General features: G+C 51.2%; 15 protein-coding genes and 1 pseudogene. 3 read left to right on the forward strand and 13 right to left on the reverse strand.

Going from position 1 to position 15,802, the window contains the following annotated elements; all coding sequences use genetic code 11:
• Positions 1-17: 17 nt before the first annotated feature.
• The 10 genes and pseudogenes from NST44_RS22880 to NST44_RS22925 form a co-directional block, all read right to left on the reverse strand.
• Positions 18-1,124: a class I SAM-dependent methyltransferase gene (locus tag NST44_RS22880; protein ID WP_007128351.1), complete on the reverse strand. Its 1,107-nt coding sequence runs from the start codon at positions 1,122-1,124 to the stop codon at positions 18-20.
• A 39-nt stretch (positions 1,125-1,163) separates the two neighbouring features.
• Positions 1,164-1,736 carry a methyltransferase domain-containing protein gene (locus NST44_RS22885; RefSeq protein ID WP_007128352.1) on the reverse strand — a complete coding sequence of 191 codons (573 nt, stop codon included), beginning with the start codon at positions 1,734-1,736 and terminating at the stop codon, positions 1,164-1,166.
• Positions 1,736-2,725: a glycosyltransferase family 4 protein gene (locus tag NST44_RS22890; RefSeq protein WP_007128353.1), complete on the reverse strand. Its 990-nt coding sequence runs from the start codon at positions 2,723-2,725 to the stop codon at positions 1,736-1,738. The genes NST44_RS22885 and NST44_RS22890 overlap by 1 nt, the downstream gene beginning before the upstream one ends.
• Positions 2,726-2,870: 145 nt before the next feature.
• Positions 2,871-3,395: pseudogene (locus tag NST44_RS22895) on the reverse strand (DUF3189 family protein).
• 125 nt (positions 3,396-3,520) lie between these two features.
• On the reverse strand, positions 3,521-3,910 hold the full coding sequence (locus tag NST44_RS22900) for a VOC family protein (protein WP_007128355.1): 390 nt from the start codon (positions 3,908-3,910) through the stop codon (positions 3,521-3,523).
• Positions 3,911-4,059: 149 nt separating this feature from the next.
• Positions 4,060-5,142: a Gfo/Idh/MocA family protein gene (locus NST44_RS22905; protein WP_007128356.1), complete on the reverse strand. Its 1,083-nt coding sequence runs from the start codon at positions 5,140-5,142 to the stop codon at positions 4,060-4,062.
• Positions 5,143-5,685: 543 nt separating this feature from the next.
• On the reverse strand, positions 5,686-6,468 hold the full coding sequence (locus tag NST44_RS22910; RefSeq protein WP_007128357.1) for an SDR family NAD(P)-dependent oxidoreductase: 783 nt from the start codon (positions 6,466-6,468) through the stop codon (positions 5,686-5,688).
• A 174-nt stretch (positions 6,469-6,642) separates the two neighbouring features.
• Positions 6,643-7,053 (reverse strand): c-type cytochrome, encoded by a 411-nt coding sequence (locus tag NST44_RS22915; protein WP_007128358.1) that lies wholly within the window; start codon positions 7,051-7,053, stop codon positions 6,643-6,645.
• 42 nt (positions 7,054-7,095) lie between these two features.
• Complete coding sequence (locus NST44_RS22920) at positions 7,096-8,811, reverse strand: GMC family oxidoreductase (RefSeq protein WP_007128359.1); 1,716 nt, start codon at positions 8,809-8,811, stop codon at positions 7,096-7,098.
• A gap of 33 nt (positions 8,812-8,844) precedes the next feature.
• A complete protein-coding gene (locus tag NST44_RS22925) occupies positions 8,845-9,624 on the reverse strand; it encodes a gluconate 2-dehydrogenase subunit 3 family protein (protein WP_007128360.1) in 780 nt (259 codons plus the stop codon).
• Positions 9,625-9,745: 121 nt separating this feature from the next.
• On the opposite strand from NST44_RS22925, the gene NST44_RS22930 reads away from it, so the two are divergent.
• From NST44_RS22930 to tatC, 3 genes are read left to right on the forward strand one after another with little or no spacing between them, the layout of a single operon-like run.
• On the forward strand, positions 9,746-10,429 hold the full coding sequence (locus NST44_RS22930; RefSeq protein WP_007128361.1) for a hypothetical protein: 684 nt from the start codon (positions 9,746-9,748) through the stop codon (positions 10,427-10,429).
• A 19-nt stretch (positions 10,430-10,448) separates the two neighbouring features.
• Positions 10,449-10,634, forward strand: a complete 186-nt coding sequence (tatA, locus tag NST44_RS22935; protein WP_007128362.1) for a twin-arginine translocase TatA/TatE family subunit — start codon at positions 10,449-10,451, stop codon at positions 10,632-10,634.
• Positions 10,631-11,362 carry a twin-arginine translocase subunit TatC gene (gene tatC, locus NST44_RS22940; RefSeq protein ID WP_007128363.1) on the forward strand — a complete coding sequence of 244 codons (732 nt, stop codon included), beginning with the start codon at positions 10,631-10,633 and terminating at the stop codon, positions 11,360-11,362. The genes tatA and tatC overlap by 4 nt, the downstream gene beginning before the upstream one ends.
• A gap of 130 nt (positions 11,363-11,492) precedes the next feature.
• On the opposite strand, the gene bahA is transcribed toward tatC, so the two are convergent.
• The 3 genes from bahA to NST44_RS22955 form a co-directional block, all read right to left on the reverse strand.
• Complete coding sequence (gene bahA / locus NST44_RS22945; RefSeq protein WP_340900677.1) at positions 11,493-13,751, reverse strand: bacitracin amidohydrolase BahA; 2,259 nt, start codon at positions 13,749-13,751, stop codon at positions 11,493-11,495.
• Between the two features lie 96 nt (positions 13,752-13,847).
• Positions 13,848-15,014 (reverse strand): HAMP domain-containing sensor histidine kinase, encoded by a 1,167-nt coding sequence (locus NST44_RS22950; protein WP_210095301.1) that lies wholly within the window; start codon positions 15,012-15,014, stop codon positions 13,848-13,850.
• Positions 15,011-15,724 carry a response regulator transcription factor gene (locus NST44_RS22955; RefSeq protein WP_210095300.1) on the reverse strand — a complete coding sequence of 238 codons (714 nt, stop codon included), beginning with the start codon at positions 15,722-15,724 and terminating at the stop codon, positions 15,011-15,013. The genes NST44_RS22950 and NST44_RS22955 overlap by 4 nt, the downstream gene beginning before the upstream one ends.
• Between the last annotated feature and the right edge of the window lie 78 nt (positions 15,725-15,802).

A 15,802-nucleotide genomic window follows, 5' to 3' on the forward strand; every position in this document is an offset into this window, starting at 1 on the left:
TCGCCTCAGTTAGGTAATCATTTCTGAAACACGCCGAGCTCCCGCAGCTTGCCGGTTCCGAACGTGTCGGCGAGCTTCTCATATCGTGTGAAGCCGGTATTCTCCAGGATCAGCCTCTTCTCCTTACGAGGATCGTCTCCGGATTCCCAGAAGAGCAGCTGCTCGACGGATTGATCCAATTTATCAAGAAACGCTCGGCATACCTCTTCATTCTTCATGACATGATAGAAAACGGTCAGCATAATTCCGATATCATAGCTCCCAATGCTGGCACCTTCGAAAGGCTTCGGAATCCATTGAAAATGCGTATGCTCCAAATCGTTCAACGCCTTCAGCATCCGGCAATGATCGGCATCATGTTCAATACCTGTCACGGAAGCCCCCTCGCGGGTAAAGCAGCGTGCATGATACCCGATATTACAGCCGATATCGACAACGCGGGTTCCGCGCAAAGGAGACACTCCCAAATAACGCATCATATAATCGAGTCTGGTCGGGTATACACGGTCTCTCTCACTGCTCCAATAATAAAACTCCGGATGCAGGATCGGCGTATAGATTAGCTGTCGCTGCTGGTCTTGGATCGTAGCGCGGACCGCTCCGGCCTGATCCTCATTGAGCCACTGTGCATAGTCTGATGAGCTCATTTCCAAATATACCCGGCGAAAGCCGAAGACGTACAGGAAGGCGGCTCGGTGATGACCGTCCTTGATATTGAAATATCCCGCAGGATTATATCGCGCTTGTATGGGATGATCCATGAAAAAGCTGCTATTTCTGAGGAGTTCATTCCTCATATTAATGAACTCCATCTGCTTCTGACGGAGCACCGCCTCCCTGTCCGGAGCTTTCAGCCCTCGGGTCGTGTAGATCTTATCGTGCCATTCCAGATAGGCTTCGGGAGAACTTTGATGCCCCATGAAATACGAATATAGGTCCCGATGAGGCGTAAAGCGCATAATGGATATATCGCTATGCAGCAAATGATGCTCGAACCATGCATCCGTAATATGATCAATCCTATGCTCCGTACTTGATGATTTCACATCGGTATCCGTAAATACTAGCTCAATCGGCACGGAGCATACCACCTTATGCGGGTTCATGCTGGTTTGATCAGCCATTCCAAGTTGCTCCTCTCACCCATTCGTCTCGGTTTAGGCTCAGTGAAGCAGACTTCCTTGCAGCAGCATCGTTGCAAAGTCGCGGCCAATGTAATCCTTGAACATCTTTTTTTCCACGACCGGATATTTTTGAAAGTCCGCTTCATTCCAATCGCTGCGGTGGGTTTCATATTCATTGCCATACTCGCTTCCTTGCGGCCAATCCTGCCCGATCGGAATATTAAGCAGGACATAACGGCTGATCTCCAGACAAGATCGCAGAAGCTCATCGCCCCGCCGTTTCGTAAAATGCTCAAGAACATCGCCTAGAATAATCAAATCGTACTTTCTCTGCTCCTTCTGAGTCACTAAAAAGTCGTAGGCTTCCGTACGGTAAATCCGGTTATAGAAGAAATCGTGATAATCGTCGATGCTTCGCTCGAACACCTCAATCCCTTCGATGGTTGTCGTCCATTGCTCCCGGAACACCCTTCCCTGCCATACATCGAGAAACTCGCGGCATATCATGCCCCAGCGCCCAAAGCCCACGCCGACATCAAGCACGCTAGACGGCGCCACCCTGCGGATAAGCTCCACGCAATACGAAATATTTTGCCAATTCGAGGTTCCCATCACTTCACCTCCGTTCGGTTAAACAGATGGGATAACCAGCGCCTTGCCCCTGATTCGATGTTCCAGTTCAACTCTACGTTGTTCCGGCACTGTTGACCGATCAAGTTCAGCTCTTCCCTATGATGCATCCAGTGCTCAATGGCGTGGATGAAATCAAGCGGATGATCGGTTTTTAGAATGAGAGGATATAAATCAGAGCCGGCGGCTTCCATAATGTATCCGACGTCCGTAGACAGAACCGGCGTGCCGCAGGCAAAAGCCTCCAGCGCCGGCGCCCCGCCGCCTTCACTCGATGAGGTGATCAGAAGAAGATCAATGGAGCGGTAAAAGCGCGGCATATCTTCATAGGCATACGCTCCGCTTGTTTCCACGAGCTGGATTCCCGGATGACGGTCAAAATACTGCTTAATCGGTTCAACGAGCGAATGATAGTTTTTCGACTTCTTCCCCTTGTCGCCGGCCCACCCGATCACAAACGGTTGATCTGGACCACGGACGGATTCCGCGGGGGTAAAATGCAACGTGTCGACAAAATGTCCGATAAAATCGATACGTGCTTGAGGAACCAAATCCTGAAGAGCAGCCGTCAGCCTGCGGTTCATGGCACCGATGACGGGAATGCGGGAAAGCACCAACCGAAGGAATTCAGGGTCCGGAATGATCGGATCCATCCATTCCCGAAAGGCTTCATAATTTCGAGTGAAATAATAATAAGAAACGGCAGCGGAAGAATCGACTCGGATATGCTTGAAGATCGCCCAGGCGGCAATTCCTAAGCACATCGAGCTGATAACGCAATAACGCTGATTGATTTCTTGGGCGCCGACGGATTCAACGAGCTTTTCTGCTTCAGCAAACGACATCAGCTCGAGATTCGGATGATAACGCTGCAGAACCCGGGCTGTTTTCCCCAGAATCCACCAGTCTACATCGTACAGCAGAAGATCTTTTGGCAGTCTGACTCCCCCTTTATCCTTTACGTTCGACATGCCTCCTTTTTGGATTATATTCGAGGGTGTATCCCCTAGTTACGTGATGGACAAAATTGATGAATCGGTCTATTTCATCGGACAAATCGGTTAACCTCTCACTTGAAAGGCATCAAAAAAAGACCCTGACGGATCAAGGTCTTTGTTACTGTCTTTTACGTTTAAAATGTTGGTTGTCGAGAATGATCACCGAATCCGTGGCTGCCCTGGCCGCCGCCGTCTCCTTCGTGTGAAGCACGAGCTCATAAATCGTCCTGCAGCATTGCTGAGCCCCATTAACCAGATACGGAACGCCAATCACATCCAATTTCAGTCCCCGGGACAGAAATCCTCCAATGCTCATCATCATCGGCACGGTAGGCGACGTATTGGAGAAAATGATCGGTTCATCGTTCTTGAATTTATCCTGAAGCATGGAAGCCATATGAACCATTGCCGGGAGGACGGCTTTGGAATTTCCCTTTCCAACCGTGTATACCGGATTTCCGTCCTCATCCAGTCCACGAAAGATAAGCTTGCCCATATCTGAAGCCGTGAGCTGATTGAAATAATCAACGGCCAATATTTCTTCCTTTGTAAGCTTCCGGTGCGTCGGCAGCTTATTCAAATGGTAAGCGGCCGCCAGCGACGTCGTATGGGTCCCGCCGTAATCGTGTTATATGAAGATCATCCCGCCGTCCCTCCTGCCTAGGCTATTAAGTATATTATTGCCAAACAGGTGGTTCTCATTCGCCAGTATCGGCGTTCCGATATTCTGCAGCTCATGGACGGGGCCAGCGGGAAACCTTCACGATTTCATTTACTGGCGATCGTTCGGATCCGTTCTCTCTCTTCATCTTTGTTCAGATATTCAAATAAGCCGATTCGATTCCCCCATGGATCGGTAAACGTTCCCCATTTAACAGGAACTTCATCCCGAGTGTAGATGGTGAAGCTCTCCGTCTTTAAATGCTGGGCAAGACGTTGGCGCTCCCGTTCGATATGTTGTACACCTAAACGGATCGGACCGCTCCCCGGAGCCGGTTCGCCTTCCGCTACCTGAAGCCAGCACCCGGGAATCAGCTCCCATTCTGCAAATCCTTCATGGGGAATAAAATCAGGCTCCCGGTTCATCAACGTTCGGTACCATTCCAGCCCCTCCGGATAATTCGCAACGCGAACCTGTATCGTTATTTCAAAAATCACACGGTTACCTCGCTTTCCATATATCCATCATCTAAGCACAATATTAATTCAATCGCTCACTCATAAATTCTTCCCGATTGCTATAAATGCAAAGAAAGCTCTGATTATTCAGAGCTTTCCTCAGATTTTATGGATATGAAAATGCAAATTTAATCCAAGTATACCGCCTGACCAAGGCGTGCGGATTCGTACAGCGCTTCAAGAATGCGGGATACCACATACGCTTGCTCCGGCGTCACGACAGGATCCTTATCCTCTTCGATTGCTTCAATCCATTTTCTCATCTCAATATCAGGCGCCGATTCCTTGCGTCCTTCATAGAAAGCGACGCCACCGGAGCTCAGCTCGATTTCCTTCGTGTATAACCGGCTGAATTGTTCCCCGTTGATCCGAAGCCCGTTCTTCATGTCCGCGCCGCCTTCGGTGCCGCTTAAGCTGCACTTCGCTTCATCGACCTCGAGCGTATTGAGCGCCCAGCTCGATTCCAAAATGATGGTCGCACCGTTCTCCATGACGATCATGCCGAAGGCCGAATCTTCAACCGTAAATTTCTTAGGATCCCATGGTCCCCATGCATTTGCCGCATTTTCCTTACTGGACAACTCATGATACGTAGTGCCAAGCACAACCTTCGGCTTGTAGTTATCCATCATCCACAGCGTCAGGTCAAGCGCGTGCGTACCGATATCGATCAACGGACCCCCGCCTTGCTTCTCCTCGTCCAAGAACACGCCCCAAGTCGGCACGGCTCTTCTGCGCACCGCATGTGCCTTTGCATAGTAGATGTGGCCGAGCTCGCCGGCTTCGCACATTTGCTTCAAATACAAGCTGTCTTCACGGAACCGGTTATTATAACCGATCGTCAGCTTCTTGCCAGTCCGCTTTGCTGTTTCAAGCATGCGCTTGGCGTCCGCAGCCGTCTTGGCCATCGGTTTCTCGCACATGACATGCTTGCCCGCTTCTAACGCTGCAATCGAAATGTCGGCATGGGAATCGTTTGGAGTCAGAACATGGACAATATCGATGGTCTCGTCTTTCAGAAGCTCGGTATAATCGGTAACCACGCTGGCATCCGCGGTTCCGTACGTCTTGGCAGCTTCCTCCGCGCGCTCCTTCACGATATCGCAGAACGCAACGAGCTCCACGTTCTTCAATTTGCTAAGGCTCGGCAGATGCTTTCCGTTTGCAATGCCGCCGCAGCCGATAATGCCGATACGATATACTTTACTCATCAATCATCACCATCTCTTTGCATAAAATGTAATCGGTATGAATCCAATGCGCACGCATCAGGTGCAGACGGGTCAGGTATACGTTCTTCTATGTAATTCTGCCACATTGAACCGCTAGGGTTATCCGCCATCGGCAAGTCGGCCTGAGCCGATCATGAGAGACGGGCCGGCCTCAGGTCCTCTGTAAGCGGCAGCGCCATGAATCCTGACATCCAAATATAAGGTACCACATCTTGCGATTTTTTTTAGTCCAACTATGCGACATGTTCGACTATAAAATTACGACATCCTTCAATCATCGGAAGTAAAAAAATAGGCACTCTAGGTGCCTACCGCAGGTGCCATGGCACATACATCATCCTCTCGCATCGCTCTTCACTTTCGACCGGCCAGGTTGAAATATTTTCCAGTCCCCTTCCAATCAACTCAGCTCTTCGGATACGAACCACAAAAAAACAGCGGATTGCCCGCTGTTCTGTGGTTGCCTGCAGGGAGCGCGTCCACTGCAAACTGCTATTGTCTTGAAGGCTGCATGCAAGCTTTTTATAGCGACGGTCCAGCTCCCCCGTCGATATTCACCGATGTTCCTGTGACGTAAGAAGCTGCTTCGGAAGCTAGGAACACGATGACTTTCGCCGCTTCATCGGTGTCGCCGATCCGGCCGAGCGGAATGTGGTGACGGGGATCCCGGGCGTATTGCTCCCATGTGAGACCCGGTTCTTCCCTCTTCCAGCGCTGCTCCAGCTGGTCGCTTCGGATCATGCCGATGCAAACGGTGTTGACCCGAATTCCGTCCTGCGCCAAATCACGGCTCATGGCCTTCGTCAGGGCTTGTCCGGCGGCACGGCTTACACTGCTGGGCATCGATGAGGCAGGCGGGGTCTTGGCTGAAGATGTCGTGACATTAATAATAGAGCCGCCGCTCGCCGCGCGCAAATACGGTACCGCCGCCCGTGAGATGCGGATCGCTCCGAACAGCTTCAGATCCAAATCGGCTGTCCATGCTTCGTCATCGATCCCTTCAAACGGCTTCGCAGCAGCGGTTCCAGCATTATTGATGACGATGTCGAGCCGGCCGTAGCGCTTGACGGTTTCCGCTACCGCCCGCTCACAGTCCGCCGGCTTCGTCACGTCGGCGCTGATGATCAGGACATCCGCTCCTGTCCGATCCTTGATGATCGCGGCCGCGTCTTCCAGCTGCTCCTCGTTCCGGGCGCAAATGGCAACCATCGCTCCTTCCGCAGCGAACGTGACAGCCGTTTCCAACCCGATGCCCTTGCTCCCGCCGGTTACGAGAGCAACTTTGCCTTGAAGTCCTAAGTCCATCTCTTTGAGCTCCTTTCGATTCCATCATTCATGTAAGATAATGTCTTTCACCTATCATTTTATCATTTGAGCCATGCGGGCAATATGAATTTCGGCAATAATGATTTCCGGCAATAAAGGAAAAGCCGATGCCCTTGATCGGACACCGGCTTGTTCTGCTATATGCTGATCCTTCTATTTCTTCTGTGCCAGCCATTGCGACAGCACCGTAATATCGTCTTCCGATAGTCTGTCCTTGAACGACGGCATGCCTCCGCGGCCGTTTGAAATGATGCCGGCAATCTCTTCGGCGGAATGTTCCGCGCCTATCTTCTGAAGGCTTGGAAAGTTGCCGCCTCCGCCCAAATCCGTTGCATGGCAAGCCATGCAGTTTGCATTATACAGCGACTGCGCTTGAGCGCTGACATCCCCGCCAGTCGCTCCCTCGCCGTTACCTGCATTTCCGCCATTCGCCGTATCCGGAGCCTGTTCGGTTCCGTCAGCCGGAGCGGGTTCTGTTGCATTGTTCCCTCCACCGCCGCAGGCTGCCAGTGATAGAACCAGCACGGTGATCAGTGCCGCTATGAACCAACCTTTTTTGAACATGGTGTGTACTACCTCCTTGAAGTGTGATGTGCAAGCTGCAGGTTATACCAACAACCCGCCCTTTTTGCTGTATTGGACAATCCCCTCCGCCGCGCGATAAGCTAAAGCTCCCACAGTGCCTGTCGGATTGTAGCCGCTGTTATGCGGGAAGGCGGACGCCCCGATGACAAACAAGTTTTCCATATCCCACATCTGCATATAGTTGTTCACTGCCGAAGTGTCGGGGCTTGCCCCCATGATGACGCCGCCGGTATTATGCGTGGATTGGTAAGTCGTGATTTCGTACGGCCCAAGCTCTTTCATTTTCAAAATGCGGTCGGTGCCCATCTCCTTCATAATGTCCCCGCAGCGGTCCGATAGATAACGTGCCAGCTCCCGGTCCTGCTCCTCGAAGTCGAAGGTGATCCGAATGAGCGGATCCCCGAACGCATCCTTGTAGGTCGGATCCAAATCGAGGTAGTGATGCCGAAACGGCATCGAGGAGCCTTGGGAACCGATCGTAAGCACGCTGTTGGCGTATTTCAAGGAATTGGCCTTGAACTCTTTGCCCCAACGCGGTGAATCCTCCGGCACCGGGTTGTTCTGAATAGGACGCTGGCCCGTAAACGTATGGGCGATGTTTCCGCCATGGATGAATTTCAGATCGGAGTGATCGAAATTATCCCCGTTATAATCGTCCACGCAGACGCCGAGACTGCCTGCACCGGCGTACAGGTTGAACTTCTGATCGTCGAAAAAGCCGACCGCATTTCCTTTGATAACCTGATAGGCGTAGTTTTTGCCAATGACTCCCTTACCGGTGGCCGGATCATACGGCTTGCCAATCTTGGACAGCAGCATCAGGCGGGTGTTATTAAATACATACCCCGTTGAGACCACAATATCCGCAGGCTGTTCAATATCCTCGCCCGTTGTCATATCCGTGTACATTACTCCGGTCGCTTTGCCTCCGCTATGTAAGATCCTTCTTACGTAGGAGTGCGTCCGGATCTCGAACTTACCGGTTTTCTTCGCAACTGGGATCACGGTAACGACAGGATCGGCTTTCGCACCGTATTCGCAGCCAAACCGCTCGCAATATCCGCAATATTGGCACGCCGCCCGCGAAATGCCGTCCGGGTTCGTGTAGCTTTCGGATAGGTTCGCGGAAGGTACCGTGTACGGGTGGAGATTGAGCTTTTTAGCCGCTTCTACGAACATCTTCATCGATGGCGTATGGAGCATCGGCGGCGTCGGGTAATCATTCGAACGCTTACCCGCGAGCGGGTTCACCTCGCCTGAGATGCCCGCCATTTTCTCGAATTTATCAAAGTACGGCTCAAGCTTGTCGTAGGTTATTCCCCAATCCTGAATCATCATGCCCGGCGGTATTTTATCTTTCCCATATCGCTCTTCCGTCATGCTGCGGATTTCAAAATCATAGGGAAGGAACCGGTACGTCTGCCCGTTCCAGTGTACGCCGGCCCCGCCTACCCCCTCTCCGAGAAGGAAGGATCCATACTGCCGCATAGGCAGGGCGCGAATTTTCTCATTGCCCCGGAACGTAATCGTTTCTTTGGACAGATCCTGCATCAGATCATAACGAAGCGCGTAACGCAGCTCGTCATGCGCCATATAGTAATCCTCCGTCACCCTCTCCTTTCCTCGTTCCAATCCGACAACAGACAGTCCCTGTTTCGTCAATTCCGATGCGATAATACCGCCGGCCCAGCCGACGCCGATTATGACAACATCCGTCTTAGGCAATTTTTTGGCCATATGTTTACCTCGCTTACGTGTATAGTGGTTGAATTACAAGTGATCTCTCAGACTCTGTGGCGGCACGACGGTGAAATCTTTCTCGATGATATTCGTGTAGGTCATCTGGTTGCCGGGATAATCCCTCATCGCCCAGCCCTGCATATTCTTGTTTCCTCCATATAAAGGATCGCTATAGACCCCTTCCAGGGTACTGCTGCGCAGCAGGTTAAAGAATCCGCTTGCGGATATCGTCGTTACGTTCACTTCATCATTCTGAAATGCGGTCAATACGGCATCCTGCTCTTCAGGAGACAGGGCCGGAAAGTCCTTCTTGTATTTCTTTTGACTGTAGTTCTGGATCTCCCTCAAGCCGATATAGAATATCTCGCGTCGGTTAATCCGCCCCTGATAGCCTTGCGTCTTTTCGCCGACATAGAATGGCGGCTGCATATAGTCTCTGGCATTGAAGCCCCAATCCCCGGCCAGCTGGTGGTCGATAAAGAAGGCTACGCCGAGGTCCTTGGCTCCCGGGCCGTTGTCATCCGCCGGGAATATTCGCTCCACAGCTGCTTGCGTAATTGCATACTGCTCCTGCGTGAAGAACATCAAAGCTTCATTGTAGTTCGCTTCTTGCTTCTGTGGTGCCGGCGGTGTTGCAGGCTTCGCTCTCTCCTTCGGGATCAGATACCCTAGCAAGCCGCCCAGGACGACGCCTCCGACTGCATAGCCGGATCTCGTCAAGAATTTCCGTCGTGACATTCTTTGGGACTCTTTGGTTTTGGTTGCTTCACGGTTTTCATTTTGTTGTGAATGTTGATCTTGTTCGCTCAAGGCTTTGCACCCCTACTCTAGTTCATTTGGATACCGTTATTGTCCCCAGCAAAATTCCATTCATACATTATTCTCCATCCGGGCATGCTACATTTACCAAACCATATGGAGGCGAATAGTTATGAATCCATTCTGGAGTCGCTGCAAAGCTCCGATTCTAGGCTCTGCGCTGCTGCTTGCGCTCACAGCCTGTCAAAATCAAACGGACAATCAACAGAACACGCAAAAAGCTCAGAATGTGCATCCCAATGCAGCGCATCATGTGCAGGATCCGGATCTCATCCCGAGCTACCATGGCATGAAAACACGTACAACCAATGAGAATGGGGAGACGACAAGCGAAATGGGCACGACCGTATACAGCTTGATCGGCTCCTCCAGCCTGCATGAAGGGGGCGTGTCCTCCCACGTCCAATCAAGACTCGCGGGGCTGGGCATTGAAGGCATTAAGGCATTTGTCGTGAATGACACGATCATTCTGGCTCAAGCCGAATCCACCGTGTCTTCAAACCAATATGACCATATACAGAGGAGGGTATTAAGCCAGATGGACGGTTTGTCTGGTAAAGGCGAGCCGGATCCAGGCGTTACAGGGAAAGAAACCTCGCAGACCGATAATCTGTCTCAGGCGAGAGAAGAAGTGAGGAATATGTTTAATAAGCATGTGCAAATTCTCACCGTGACCCATCCGGAGGCGCCTGGCCTGATCGACCGGATCGCATCCAAGCTGCATGATTCGCCGCGAGATGCATCCATCGCCGGTGATATCACCAAGCTTCTGCAAATGACTTCGAAAGAACAATAAATGTAGGGGAGTTGATCTTATGCCACTGGGAAACATCGGAGTAACCGGATTGATTCTGATCCTGTTGATCGCCTTGATTATTTTCGGGCCATCGAAGCTGCCTGAGCTGGGGCGGGCTTTCGGACGGACGCTCAGCGAGTTTAAAAACTCGACGCGCGAGCTCGTATCCGCGAACGATACGGAAGAAGGAGACAAGCTGAAATGACGGATCGGGAGCAGGAGCAGCATCTGACGGAGCATTTTATGGAACTTCGCAAGCGGATTATGATTACATTGGGCACCTTCTTGGTTGCCCTCTGTGCCGCTTTCCTGTACGTAGAACCCCTGTACAAGATGCTGACCCGCGATGTCGAGGGTCAGCTTCAGGTTCTGGGGCCTACGGATGTTATCTGGGTGTATCTCATGATCGCAGGCGTGATCGCATTGGCGGTAACGACTCCGGTCGCAGGTTATCAGGTATGGCGGTTTGTCGTGCCGGGTCTTCGCCCTGTTGAACGCCGCATCACGCTTGCTTATATTCCGGCGATTGCAGGGCTGTTTGTCCTGGGTCTCTCCTTCGGTTATTTTGTGATCTATCCGATGGTGCTTTCCTTTCTGGATTCGCTGTCCGGCAACTTTATGACCGCATACACGGCGGAGAAGTATTTCCGCTTCATGATCAATATGACCGTACCGTTCGGCGTTCTATTCGAAATGCCCGTCGTCATCATGTTCTTAACGTCACTCGGTATCCTGAATCCGCTGCGGCTGGCCAAAATGCGAAAAGTCGCTTATTTGCTGCTGACCATTGCCGCCGTGACCATTACGCCCCCTGATTTCGTGTCCGACATTCTCGTGATCGTCCCGCTGTTCCTTTTGTATGAGATTAGTGTGGGACTCTCCCGTCTCGTCTATCAAAGAAGGCTGACAAAGCTCAATCCGATCAGCGAGTGAATGGTGGCTCGGGTGCGGCAGTGCATTGATGACAACGGAGAAAAGCCGCCATGCCGGCGGCTCTTTAGCGTGTCTATAATTTTGTAGGTTCGTTAAGCTTCAAGCCTTCATTCAGAGCGTCCCTGCAGGTTTATGGACGGATGCCTACATCATTCAGCAGGATGGTTCCGCGCTTGGTCAGGTTGAACTGGAGACGGATCTTGGTTAACTGCTCCGGATTGAAATCCGGATTCATTTTTTTGAAATCGCCTAGCCCGAGATCATAGCTCTGAAAGACGGGTTCCGAGGTCTCCCCAAAATTAGATAATGGCCATTTCAGCAGTTTGCCCTTAATGACAGGCGGCAGTTTGGATATATGGCTGAGGGGAAGGCTTGCCTGACGGCCCTTCTTGTCTTCTACCGTAATCGTAAAATTGATCAGCTCCTTCGGATCGCCGTTATCTTCTTTTCGGCGGGCATCCGCCAGCGAGAATACGATGGAGCTCTCCTCGCCTGTCTTCACCGCTCGTTCAGGGAGCGTAACCGTATAGGCTGCGGGTTCAGCCGAAGCTTTTGAATTCCAACCTAAACGGACTGCGCTGTAATCCGCTTCACCCATTTTGGCCTTCACCTTCTCCTCCTTCCATTGCTGGAGGTTCTCGCCCATTATGCTGCCGCCTGGCAACGTGGTGCTCTGGAGATCAATGTCTTCTTGATAATCCGCAAGCAGGATCGTTTGCGAATCGTTATAATTGCCGACGTACAGATTATCGGGAAGCCATTCCTTGGCGTACCCCAAATCTCTGAACACCTCTCGATATTGCCCTTGGTCCTTCAGCGTGGCATCTAAAAACGAGGCTATAAACACTTTCGCAATCGCTTCCTGTTCATCCCGCGGCATGATTTGACGGACGTTAAACAGTTGGTTCCCCAAGCCTGCCACGTCTCCTCTGCCCCAGCCTCCGTTAAACTGGCCGTGGTTGGCGCCATAAATATAGACCAGGGCTTTCATGTAATCCGTGCCCTCCGTATACCGAATCCGATGATACTGCTTGGCACCGTCCAGGCTGCTGACATCCATATCATGAGCTCCATGCAGAGCCAAATAATGCACATCTTTCAGCGGCAGCGGTTTGCCTTGAGGCTTATATTGCCCGTCCGTGCCGGCGATGGACACCAAAGACCGGATCGAAAAGTTATAATCAAACTTGATATGGCCGCGGTCCGGATGACTCGAGAGCCTGTTGAAGGCAGCGGCGATAGTGACCGCTTCCCCGCCTCGGGAGTGTCCGATCAGGGCGATTCGTTCCATATCGACTTTCTGATAAAAGGGATGGTTCGGATCGCTGTTCCAGCCCTTCCAGGTTTTCAAATGCTCCAGCAGCAGCAAACCTCTTGCCGGATTTTCATTCAGCAGCGGGCTAAGCAGGAACAGATCCTCATACGGTGAGAAATTCAGGAAATTTTCATCCACCGACACAAATATATACCCTTTGCTCGCCAGCAGTTTGCCCAGGTAATCATATCCCGCATCCGAATAATCGTTCATCAAGTGATTGCCATGGACGATGAGAACTAACGGAAAGGGGCCCTCCCCTTCGGGATACCACACTTTTCCGTTTAACGGCATGGCATCGGGGCCAAATCCAAGCGACTTCGTGCGAACGGATGACCATTTATCGACAAACTCGGAAGCATCCACCGTCTTGGTAGTCAGCGAACCGCTTTGATTGAACTCTTTTCGATAGTTGTCCGGACTTCCGTACAGCAGGCTTTTGACTGGATACTCGCCTTGCTCGGCAGGGTTTTTCATCGCCGTGCCATCATACCGGGCTGAAGTTTTCAGCTGTTTCAAGGTCACGTCCGGAGCAGCTTCATCCCCCGCACGAATCAACCAGAAGCTGCCGGAGCCGATCACGAATGCGATCAGGGATAAACAGGCCACGGCACCAATTTTCCTGGTTTTGGAAGCCTGCTTGTATCTTCCGGTTGCAACATTATAAACCAATGCACCAAACAAAGAAAAAACAACTGCAAACAACACGATGAAAACTACCGATACTTCCAACGGTCCAATGAAGCAAAATAAAAGCATGCTGAGGGAGTACAGCAATATCCAAATATAACGACTTGGCAGTTTTTTTACCCCGTGCAGCAGCCATGCAGCCAATCCGCTAATCAGCGCTACGGCGAAGACAAACAGGAATGTACCTGTGAAAAAGCGGACGAAATCTTGCCCCGTCAATAGATATCTTGCCTGAATAAGGACCAGGATCAATGCGATGACGCCAAGCCCGAGTGACGCTCCCTTCCAACCGGGCGTTAGCGGCTTTATGCGTTTCCGGCCAGTGATCCATCTTCGAATCAAGATCGGGCCCTTCTCTGTTTGTTTCTCTTCTTGTGTCTCCAAACTCTCCAGTCCTCCTGTATACCCTATATAGTTGGTTCTACATCAGAGATTACCGGACAACTCTTTCATCCCGCTTTCCCTATTCTTTCAGAAATCTTACATTTCTTCAGGCAGAAAAAGAACGAATGTCGTTTGCCCGTTCGTGGTCAGCGTGATCGTTCCCCCATGCTTTTCAATGACCTGTTTGGCAATAGCAAGGCCAAGCCCCGTACCGCCATCGCTTTTCCGGGCAAGGTCTCCGCGAACAAATGCATCGAACACCTTCCCCTGTATGTCTTCCGGAATGCCGACTCCATCGTCCGACAGGTGAATTTCCACCCCGTTACCCGCAGCTGCCAATTTCAAGCCGACGGTTGTTCCGGGCGGGTTGTATTTCAAAGCGTTGGACAGGATATTGGAAACGGCCCGGTATAACCAGGTCGCGTTAAATGGGATCCAGATTTCCCGATCGGGAATATCGTAATGGAAATAAAACTTATGCTCCTCGAATACCTCGTAATACTCGGCCGCGATGGCCCTCGTAAATTCCGTTATGTCCGAGGTCTGCACGTCAAAAGGATACTCCGGGCTATCCAGCTTGGACAGCTCAAAGATCCCGTCGATCAGCTCTAGCATCAGACTGGCTTTATTGGAGATCATGCTCAGGATTTGCGCCCTTCTCTCTTCAGAATCAACGAGCCCTACCTCCATCGCTTCGATATATCCACGAAGGGTGGTCATGGGTGTTTTTAAGTCGTGGGAAATGTCCATCAGCATTCGCTGCTTACTCTCTTCCAGCTCCCTCTTCTCCTTCTCGATTTGTTCGAGCCGCACTGCCATTTCATTGAAATCATCCTGAATTTGCGCAAGCTCATAGCTCGCTTGAAAATTCAGCCTTTCGTGGTAATGTCCGCGAGCGATGCTCCGGATGCCGTCTGCGATCGACCGAAGCGGAGTGGTTACCCGGGATGCCGTCCACCTTCCGAAGGCATATACGATGATTGCAAACAAAGCGAGAAACAGCAGAAGCGTTTTCAGAGCCATTCCATAAAATACTTTCACTTTCTCTTGCTCATGCTGTTCGCTGTTCACTCCAGGCGCGGCAGCTGGACCGCCCATAACTTCAGCCTCCACCGACTTGATCGGTCCGGAAGCCTCCCTAAAGTAATTCACCATTTGCGCATTTAATACGAACAGTGAAAACGCGGCAATGAGAGCTATCGTTATAAAGAAAAAAATATACTGACGGATCAGCGAACGCTGCAGGCGATTAGGCGATTTCATGGCTGTAACTCATCTTTCTTCGCAAACCGGTAACCGAGCCCGCGAATGGTTTTGATATAGACGGGCTTCCTCGGACAAGCCTCGATTTTGTCGCGCAGCCTGCTGATTTGGACCATGACGGCGTTATCGTCAGCAAGATAATGCTCGTCCCAGGCATACTCAAAAATTTGCTTCCTCGTAAATACGCGCCCCGGCTCCCCCATGAACAGCTTCAATAATTTGTATTCGATCGCGCTCAGCGAAATCGGCGTTCCCTTGATATATAACGTGCATTCCCGGTGATCCAGCTGCAGGTCCCCGATGCACGTGTCGGATACCCGCGGAGCTTCAGGCAGCTCATTGAACTCATATGAACGTCTCAACTGGGCCTGTATTCTCGCCATCACTTCCAGCGGGCTGAACGGTTTGGACACATAATCGTCTGCCCCCAGCTTCAGACCGGTTATTTTATCAAGCTCCTGATTTTTGGCCGAAATGAGAATGACCGGGATCTTATAATCCTGCCGCATCATGCGGAGCAGCTGAAACCCATCGATGAACGGCATCATGATATCGAACAGCGCCAGATCCACGTGCTTGCTTCGCAAATGCGCTAAGGCTTCTTTACCGTCGTAAGCTTCCAGTGTCTGATATCCTTCTGCGTCCAGATAAAGTTTAAGCATATCGATAATATCCGGATCATCATCGACTACAAGTATGGTTTTTGGCATTAATGCATCCTCCTCCAAGTAGTATATGGTTCTCCTTGGGAGGCGAATTTCCTTTTTTGCGTAGTTTCAAGAACAAGT

Source organism: Paenibacillus sp. FSL W8-0919, assembly GCF_038003785.1.
GTDB classification, from domain to species: Bacteria; Bacillota; Bacilli; order Paenibacillales; family Paenibacillaceae; genus Paenibacillus_AQ; species Paenibacillus_AQ lactis.

Coding starts and splice junctions, on each gene's coding strand:
- NST44_RS22880 (WP_007128351.1), bottom strand. CDS start 1,124: ATGGCTGATCAAACCAGCATGAACCCGCATAAGGTGGTATGCTCCGTG.
- NST44_RS22885 (WP_007128352.1), bottom strand. CDS start 1,736: ATGGGAACCTCGAATTGGCAAAATATTTCGTATTGCGTGGAGCTTATC.
- NST44_RS22890 (WP_007128353.1), bottom strand. CDS start 2,725: ATGTCGAACGTAAAGGATAAAGGGGGAGTCAGACTGCCAAAAGATCTT.
- NST44_RS22905 (WP_007128356.1), bottom strand. CDS start 5,142: ATGAGTAAAGTATATCGTATCGGCATTATCGGCTGCGGCGGCATTGCA.
- NST44_RS22910 (WP_007128357.1), bottom strand. CDS start 6,468: ATGGACTTAGGACTTCAAGGCAAAGTTGCTCTCGTAACCGGCGGGAGC.
- NST44_RS22915 (WP_007128358.1), bottom strand. CDS start 7,053: ATGTTCAAAAAAGGTTGGTTCATAGCGGCACTGATCACCGTGCTGGTT.
- NST44_RS22920 (WP_007128359.1), bottom strand. CDS start 8,811: ATGGCCAAAAAATTGCCTAAGACGGATGTTGTCATAATCGGCGTCGGC.
- NST44_RS22930 (WP_007128361.1), top strand. CDS start 9,746: ATGAATCCATTCTGGAGTCGCTGCAAAGCTCCGATTCTAGGCTCTGCG.
- tatA (WP_007128362.1), top strand. CDS start 10,449: ATGCCACTGGGAAACATCGGAGTAACCGGATTGATTCTGATCCTGTTG.
- tatC (WP_007128363.1), top strand. CDS start 10,631: ATGACGGATCGGGAGCAGGAGCAGCATCTGACGGAGCATTTTATGGAA.
- NST44_RS22950 (WP_210095301.1), bottom strand. CDS start 15,014: ATGAAATCGCCTAATCGCCTGCAGCGTTCGCTGATCCGTCAGTATATT.
- NST44_RS22955 (WP_210095300.1), bottom strand. CDS start 15,724: ATGCCAAAAACCATACTTGTAGTCGATGATGATCCGGATATTATCGAT.